6 protein-coding genes are annotated in these 7,922 nt (G+C 72.8%); all 6 read left to right on the plus strand.

Features of this window, described 5'->3' with window-relative positions:
• The first annotated feature begins 3 nt into the window (after positions 1-3).
• The 6 genes from AC2H4J_RS23500 (at position 4) to AC2H4J_RS23525 (ending at position 7,756) form a co-directional block, all read left to right on the plus strand.
• The gene (locus AC2H4J_RS23500; protein ID WP_487467348.1) at positions 4-1,311 is read left to right on the plus strand and encodes a sigma-54-dependent transcriptional regulator family protein; all 1,308 of its coding nucleotides are present in this window, start codon (positions 4-6) and stop codon (positions 1,309-1,311) included.
• A 51-nt stretch (positions 1,312-1,362) separates the two neighbouring features.
• The gene (locus tag AC2H4J_RS23505; protein WP_487467349.1) at positions 1,363-2,595 is read left to right on the plus strand and encodes an MFS transporter; all 1,233 of its coding nucleotides are present in this window, start codon (positions 1,363-1,365) and stop codon (positions 2,593-2,595) included.
• 218 nt (positions 2,596-2,813) lie between these two features.
• Positions 2,814-3,296 carry a (2Fe-2S)-binding protein gene (locus AC2H4J_RS23510; RefSeq protein ID WP_487467350.1) on the plus strand — a complete coding sequence of 161 codons (483 nt, stop codon included), beginning with the start codon at positions 2,814-2,816 and terminating at the stop codon, positions 3,294-3,296.
• The gene (locus tag AC2H4J_RS23515; RefSeq protein WP_487467351.1) at positions 3,293-5,788 is read left to right on the plus strand and encodes a xanthine dehydrogenase family protein molybdopterin-binding subunit; all 2,496 of its coding nucleotides are present in this window, start codon (positions 3,293-3,295) and stop codon (positions 5,786-5,788) included. Before AC2H4J_RS23510 ends, AC2H4J_RS23515 begins: the two co-directional genes overlap by 4 nt.
• Positions 5,785-6,639 (plus strand): FAD binding domain-containing protein, encoded by an 855-nt coding sequence (locus AC2H4J_RS23520; protein WP_487467352.1) that lies wholly within the window; start codon positions 5,785-5,787, stop codon positions 6,637-6,639. Before AC2H4J_RS23515 ends, AC2H4J_RS23520 begins: the two co-directional genes overlap by 4 nt.
• A 91-nt stretch (positions 6,640-6,730) precedes the next feature.
• Positions 6,731-7,756 (plus strand): SRPBCC family protein, encoded by a 1,026-nt coding sequence (locus AC2H4J_RS23525; protein ID WP_487467353.1) that lies wholly within the window; start codon positions 6,731-6,733, stop codon positions 7,754-7,756.
• Positions 7,757-7,922 lie beyond the last annotated feature (166 nt).

Consider the following 7,922-nt stretch of genomic DNA (forward strand, 5'->3'; position numbering starts at 1 on the left):
CCCGTGCCCCCGGTCGTGAACCCATGGCTGGCGCTCCCCGAGGGGCGGCCGGGCCCGGAGCACGTCCGGCGGCTGCGCGCTGCCCACGAGCGGCTCGTCACCGGCGCCGACCTGCCGGACGAGGCGGTGCGGGACGTCGTCCGTGCCTCGTGGCGGCGATCGCTGGGCAGCGGGGTCGACCCGGACGGCGGTGAGCCGCCGGTCGAGCTCCTGGACGACGACCTGATCGCCTACCGCGAGGCCCACCCGCTGGCCACGGTCATGCCGGTGATCCGCAGGCTGCTGGTCGAGGACGCCGAGGACGACAAGATGATCGTCGCGGTGACCGACGCCGGCGGCCGGATGCTGTGGGTCGAGGGCGACCCGCGGCTGCGCAGCCAGGCGGCCGGTATGGCCTTCGTGGAGGGCGCCCGCTGGGCGGAGGAGGTCGTCGGCACCAACGCGCCGGGCACCGCGCTCGCCGTCGACCACGCCGTCCAGATCTACGGCAGCGAGCACTTCCGCCGTCCGGTCCAGCCCTGGAGCTGCTCGGCCGCGCCGGTGCACGACCCGGTGACGGGGCTGCTGCTCGGCGCCATCGACGTCACCGGCGGCGACCACGTCGCCAGCCCGCACGTGCTCACCCTGGTGCGCGCGACCGTCGCCGCGGTGGAGTCCGAGTTGCGCTGGCAGCACCGCGACCAGCTGCAGCGTCGCCCGCCTCCGCTGCAGCGCGTGGCTCCCCGGCTCGACGTCCTCGGGCGCGAACGGGCGCGGCTGACCCTGCCGTCGGGACCGCTCGAACTCTCGCTGCGCCACTCCGAGCTGTTCCTGCTGCTCGCCGAGGCCGCGGTCGCGGGGGAGGGACGGACGACGGCGCAGCTCGCGGCCGAGTGTCATCCGGGTGAGGCCGCCGCGGTCACGGTGCGCGCCGAGCTCTCCCGGCTGCGCCGCCTGGTGGGAGCGGACCTCGTCGGTTCGCGACCCTATCGACTTCTGGGCCGGGTCGACAGCGACCTGGACCAGGTGCGGCGGCTGCTGGCCCGCGGCTCGGTGGGGTCGGCGCTCGAGCGCTATCCGGGCGCCGTCCTGCCCGGCTCCCAGGCTCCCGCCGTCGCGACCGCGCGCGACCGGGTGTCGGCGCTGCTGCGTCAGGCCGTCCTGCGCAGCCGCCGTCCGGAGCTGCTGTTGCGCTACGCGCACCTGCCCGAGGCCCGGGACGACGTCGTCGTCTGGCAGACCTGTGTGGACTGGCTGCCGGCGAGCTCGCCGCGCCGTGCGGCGGCCGCCTCCCACCTGATGCGACTGCGACGCGCGCCACGTCTGTGCTGAACGCGCCGATCCGGGGAATGCGGTCCGCGGGGCGGGCACTTGGCAGCTTGAGTGAGAGATGAGCGCCCGAGCACCCTGCGCGTGGTCGTCGCCGTCGTGGCGCTGGCCATCGGCGGCTTCGCGATCGGCACCACCGAGTTCGTCACGATGGGCGTGCTGCCCGACATCGCCGACGGCGTGGGTGTCGACATCCCCACGGCCGGCCACGTCATCTCGGTCTACGCGCTCGGCGTCGTCGTGGGCGCCCCCGTCATCGCCGCGCTGAGCGCCCGCCTCCCCCGCAAGGCCCTCCTCGTGGGCCTGATGGGCGCCTTCCTGATCGGCAACGGGCTCACCGCCGCGGCCCCCGGATACCGCACGCTCCTGCTCGCCCGCTTCGTCAGCGGGCTGCCGCACGGCGCCTACTTCGGGGTCGCCTCGCTGGTGGCCGCCTCGCTCGTGGCCCCGCACCTGCGTGGGCGCGCGGTCAGCTCGGTCCTGCTCGGCCTGGCCGTCGCGATGCTCACCGGCGTCCCCGCGGCGACCTGGCTGGGGCAGCACTTCGGCTGGCGGTCGGCGTACGTGCTGGTCGTCGTGCTGGCCGCGATCACGATGCTCGCGGTGCTGGCCGTCGTCCCGTCGTCCCCGGGCAATCGCCACGCCACGATCCGCGGCGAGCTGGGGGCGCTGCGGCGCCCGCAGGTGCTGCTCACGCTGCTGGTCGGCGTCGTCGGCTTCGGCGGCATGTTCGCGCTCTACAGCTACATCGCACCGGTCGTCACCGACGTCGCGCACCTCTCCCGCGGCACGGTGCCCGTCGTCCTGCTCGTCTACGGTGCCGGTGGCGTCGTCGGGACGGCGCTCGGCGGCCGGCTGGCCGACCTCGCCCTGTTCCGCTCCCTCGTCGGCAGCCTCGTATTCCTCGGGGTCCTGCTGGCCGTCGTCGCGCTGGTCTCGCCCTGGGCGCCGGGCCTGTTCGTGGGCGTCTTCCTCGTCTCCATCGGCGCCTCCACGCTGGCCATCTGCCTGCAGATGCGGCTGATGGAGACCGCCGGCGACGCGCAGATGCTCGGCGCTGCGCTCAACCACTCGGCGCTGAACCTGGCCAACGCCCTCGGCGCCTGGCTGGGCGGCCTGGTCATCGCCGCGGGACTCGGGTACCGCGCGCCCAGCGTCGTCGGCGCGGGTCTCGCCGCGGCCGGTCTGGTGCCGCTGGCCGTCTCGGCCGCGCTGCGCGTCCGGACCAGGCGGACGACGGCTGCTCAGAGCGTGGCCGGCGTGCCGGAGCGGGTCCCGGCGACCTGACCGCTGCAACCCGGCTGCAACGTTGCGGCCGAGCGCCGACGCGTCGCCCTGGGCCCGAATCCCCCTGGAATCCCGGGATTTTCGCTGCTTCCAGGCGTGACCGGGCCGCTGGAGTTGCCGAGATGATCGAGTAAGCCTGGCCTAAGCCGCCCCTGCGGCGTAAGACTCCGCCGTGTACCCCGGACGTGACCGGGGCCACAGCTGCGAGCGGAGGGCACATGACGCAGGTCAACGTGCGAGTCGACGGCGTGAACTACAGCGACGACGTGGAACCGAGGACATTGCTCGTCCATTACCTGCGCGAGCAGCTCGGGAAGGTCGGCACCGTCGTCGGGTGCGACACGAGCAACTGCGGCGCCTGCACCGTCCACCTCGACGGCGAGGCCGTGAAGAGCTGCACCGTGTTCGCCGTCCAGGCCGACGGCAGCGAGGTCACCACCATCGAGGGGATCGCCCCCGAGGGCAGCCTGCACCCGATGCAGAAGGCCTTCCACGAGATGCACGGCCTGCAGTGCGGGTTCTGCACCCCCGGGATGATCATGGCCTCGATCGACCTGGTGAACGACAACCCGAACCCGACCGAGGACGAGGTCCGCGAGGGCATCGAGGGCAACCTCTGCCGCTGCACCGGCTACCAGAACATCGTCCGCGCGGTGCAGCAGGCCGCCGCGGAGATGAACCCGAGCGGAGCGCAGGCATGACAGTCACCGAGGAACGACCCGCGGCCGAGACCCCCGAGAAGGAGGTCGGCAAGGCGCGTCGTCGCAAGGAGGACGCCCGGCTCATCACCGGGAAGACCACGTGGACCGACAACATGGTGCTGCCCGGGATGCTGCACATCGCCGTCGTCCGCAGCCCCGTCGCGCACGCGAAGCTCACCAACGTCGACGTCACCGCGGCGCAGCAGGCCCCCAACGTCGTCGCCGTCTTCACCGGCCGCGACTTCGCCGAGGAGCAGGGCTCCATCCCGTGCGCGTGGCCGGTCACCCCCGACATGGTGAACCCGGGCCACCCGTCGGTCGCCGTCGAGGAGGTCAACCACGTCGGCGAGGCAGTGGCGGTCATCGTCGCGCGCTCGAAGAGCGCGGCACAGGACGCCGTCGAGCTGGTCGACGTCGACTACGAGCAGCTCCCCGTCGTCCTCGACATGGAGAAGGCGGTCGGCCAGGAACCGCACCTCTGCCACGACCACCTGGACTCGAACGAGAGCTTCCGCTTCGTCTTCGACGCCGGCGAGGCGGGCACCGGTGTCGACACCGAGCAGGCGTTCGCCGATGCCGACGTCGTCGTCAGCCGGCGCTTCGTCCAGCAGCGGCTGATCCCGGCGTTCATGGAGCCGCGCTCGGTCGTCGTCTCGCCCCAGGGCGACAACTACACGATGTGGTCCTCGACGCAGGTGCCGCACATCCTGCGGCTCATGCTCGCGATGGTCACCGGCACGCCCGAGCACAAGCTGCGCGTCATCGCACCCGACGTCGGCGGCGGCTTCGGCGGCAAGCTGCAGGTGACCCCGGAGGAGGTGCTGTCGCTCCTGGTCGCCAAGCGCCTGGGCAAGCCGGTCAAGTGGACCGAGACCCGCAGCGAGTCGCTGATGAGCGCGCACCACGGTCGCGACCAGATCCAGTACATCGACATCGCCGCCGACCGCGAGGGCAACGTCAAGGGCCTGAAGGTGCACATCCTCTCGGACATGGGCGCCTACCTGCGGCTGGTCAGCCCGGGCGTGCCGGTCCTGGGCGCCTTCATGTACGTGGGCATCTACAAGTTCCCGGCCTACCGGTTCGACTGCCAGGGCGTCTTCACCAACAAGGTGCCCACCGACGCCTACCGCGGCGCCGGCCGGCCCGAGGCCACGTTCGCGATCGAGCGGATCATGGACGAGCTCGCCGTCGAGCTGGACATGGACCCGCTCGAGCTGCGGCGCAAGAACTGGATCGGTGCCGAGGAGTTCCCGTTCACCACGGCGGCGGGCCTCGAGTACGACAGCGGCGACTACGAGCAGGCGACCCAGGAGGCCCTGCGGCTGCTCGGCTACGACGAGCTGCGCGCCGAGCAGCAGCGCCGGCGCGAGTCGAACGACCCGGTGCAGCTGGGCATCGGCTTCTCCACGTTCACCGAGATGTGCGGGCTGGCGCCCTCGCGGGTGCTCGGCTCGCTGTCCTACGGCGCGGGCGGGTGGGAGCACGCCTCCATCCGGATGCTGCCCACCGGCAAGGTCGAGGTCGTCACCGGCTCGACGCCGCACGGGCAGGGCCACGAGACCGCCTGGAGCCAGCTGGTCGCCGACCAGCTGGGCGTCCCGTTCGAGGACGTCGAGGTGCTGCACGGCGACACCGCCATCTCCCCGCGCGGCCTGGACACCTACGGCTCCCGCTCGCTCGTCGTGGGTGGTGCGGCGGTCGTGAACGCCGCGCAGAAGGTGGTCGCCAAGGCCCGGAGGGTCGCCGCCCACCTGCTGGAGGCCAGCGAGGACGACCTCGAGTTCGCCAACGGGTCGTTCTCCGTGCGCGGCACCCCCGGCACGGGCCTGTCCATCCAGGAGATCGCGCTGGCGACGTTCGCGGCGCACAACTTCCCCGACGGCGTGGAGCCGTCGATCGACGCGGACGCGACGTTCGACCCGGTGAACTTCTCCTTCCCGCACGGCACGCACATCTGCGCCATGGAGGTCGACACCGAGACCGGCATGGTGAAGATCCGCAAGTACGCGTGCGTCGACGACATCGGGAAGATCGTCAACCCGCTGATCGCCGAAGGGCAGGTGCACGGTGGCCTCGCCCAGGGCATCGCCCAGGCGCTGTACGAGGAGGCCGTGTACGACGCCGACGGCAACCTCACGACCGGCACCTTCGTCGACTACCTGGTCCCGTCGGCCGCCGACCTGCCGCACTTCGACACCGGGAACACGGTGCACGAGGCGCCCGGCAACCCGATCGGTGCCAAGGGCGTCGGCGAGGCCGGCTGCATCGCGTCGACGCCCGCGGTCGTCAACGCCGCCCTGGACGCCGTCCGGCACCTGGGGGTCTCCGACATCCGGATGCCCCTGACGCCGGAACGGGTCTGGCGGGCCATCAAGGACGGCGGGGACGGCGGAGGCCGGGCCACCGCCGGCACCAACGCCTACGGCGGGGCCTCCACCGAGACCACGGCCGGCGTGTCCACCGACGAGTCCTCGCTGGGAGGCGACCGATGATTCCCGCCGCATTCGCCTACGCCCGGCCGACCACCCTCGACGAGGCCCTGCAGGCGGTCGCGTCGGGCGGGGAGGACGTGAAGATCCTCGCCGGCGGCCAGTCGCTGATCCCGGTCATGCGGCTGCGGCTGGCCGCACCGGAGACCGTCGTCGACCTGACCCGCGTCCCGGAGTTGCGCGGGGTCCGCGACGACGGGGACGCGATCGTCATCGGGTCGATGACGACGCACTCCGACGTGCTCGCCGATCCACTGATCGCGCAGTACGCCCCTCTCATCGCCGAGGCGACCGAGACGGTGGCCGACCGGCAGGTGCGCCACCGGGGCACGTTCGGCGGGGCGCTGGCCCACGCCGACCCGGCCGGCGACCTGCCGGCGGTGGCGCTCGCGCTCGACGCGGAGTTCGTCATCGCCGGCCTGGGCGGACGGCGCACCGTGCCCGCGGCGGAGTTCTTCGTCGACTACCTCACGACCGCGCTGGACGAGGGCGAGATCCTCGTCGAGGTGCGCGTGCCCAAGCGCGAGGGCTGGGGCATGCACTACGAGAAGTTCAACCGGGTGGCGCAGGCCTGGTCGATCGTGGCGGTCGCGGCAGCGGTGCGGCGCGAGAACGGGCGGATCGCCGAGGCGCGGATCGGACTGACCAACATGGGCCCGACCCCGCTGCGGGCGCACACGGTCGAGCAGGCCCTGGCCGGCGCGGAGGCCACGGCGGAGGCGATCGCGTCGGCGTCCGAGCACGCGGCCGAGGGCACGAGTCCGAGCAGCGACCTCAACGGCCAGGCCGACTACCGCGAGCACCTGGCCACGGTGCTCACTCGTCGGGCGGTGACGGCGGCCGCCGGGTTGTAGCTTGGCGGGAACCGCGGTTCCGCACTCACCCGTTCCGGCCGGTCCGCCCCTAGGGTGGACCGGCCGCTACGTACCGCACAGGAGGTCAGCCGTGCAGTTGGAGAACTCGTTCACTGTGCCCGTCCCCATCGACGAGGCCTGGCGGGTGCTCCTCGACATCGAGCGGATCGCGCCGTGCATGCCCGGCGCCGCGCTCGACACCGTCGACGGGGACGACTTCACCGGACGGGTGAAGGTCAAGCTCGGGCCCATCAACCTCACCTACCAGGGCAAGGCGTCGTTCATCGAGAAGGACGAGGCCGCGCACAAGGCCGTCATCGACGCGCGGGGCAAGGACCAGCGGGGCAACGGCACTGCCGCGGCCGTGGTGACCGCGAAGCTCGCCGCCGAGGGATCGATCACCCGCGTCGACGTGCTGACCGACCTCAACATCACCGGCCGGCCGGCCCAGTTCGGCCGCGGCGTGATGACCGACGTCGGCAACAAGTTGCTCGGCCAGTTCGCCGACAAGCTGGCGGCGCAGCTCGGCGAGGGCGACGCCGCAGGGGACGCCGCACGAGCTTCCGCGGCGGAGAAGGCCGTCGCCACCGCGGCCGGCGCGGTCGAGGAGGTCGCCGCCTCGGCGGAGCAGGCCGCCGGAGAGGGGACGGCGGTGAAGAAGGCCGCCGCCGCGACCAAGAAGACCGCGGCCGCCGCCACCGACAAGGTCGCCGCGAATAAGGCGGCGCCGGCCAAGACGGCGCCGGCGAAGGCCGCCCCCGCCAAGGCCGCGCCGGCGAAGACCGCGCCGGTGAAGGCGGTGCCGCCGCTGGGCGACACCGTGCCTGCTGCAGTCGACACCGCACCGGCAGCGAGCGACGTGGCACCGGCCGCCAAGGCCCCGAGCGGTCCCCCGTCCGGCCCCACGGCGCCGCCGAACCGGCCCGCCTCGGGGGCACCCGTCCGCAGCGTGCCGTCGGAAGGACCGCGGTCGATCCCCCGGCGGGAGGAGCCCGAGCCGATCGACCTGCTCGAGGTCGCCGGCGGCGCCGCCATGGCGCGGTACACCGCTCCGGCCGCCGGGATCTTCGGTCTCCTGCTGCTCATCTTCCTGCTGGCCCGCCGCCGCCGGAGCTGAGCTGCGCGTCGCGTCGAGTCATACGAACTCGGGGCCATCAGGCGGGCGGATTCAACTGGTCGTCGCAACACCAGCTTGTTGATCTTCGGAGAGTAGTCGGGCGAGGACTTCGGCTGGGGTCTTGAAGCCCAGGGTCTTGCGGGGGCGCCCGTTGAGTTTGGCGGCG

This window comes from Blastococcus sp. OS1-29 (assembly GCF_057628075.1).

What these genes read in the sequence shown, in the direction of transcription:
- AC2H4J_RS23510 (WP_487467350.1), top strand. Translation starts at nt 2,814, where the DNA reads ATGACGCAGGTCAACGTGCGAGTCGACGGCGTGAACTACAGCGACGAC.
- AC2H4J_RS23520 (WP_487467352.1), top strand. Translation starts at nt 5,785, where the DNA reads ATGATTCCCGCCGCATTCGCCTACGCCCGGCCGACCACCCTCGACGAG.
- AC2H4J_RS23515 (WP_487467351.1), top strand. Translation starts at nt 3,293, where the DNA reads ATGACAGTCACCGAGGAACGACCCGCGGCCGAGACCCCCGAGAAGGAG.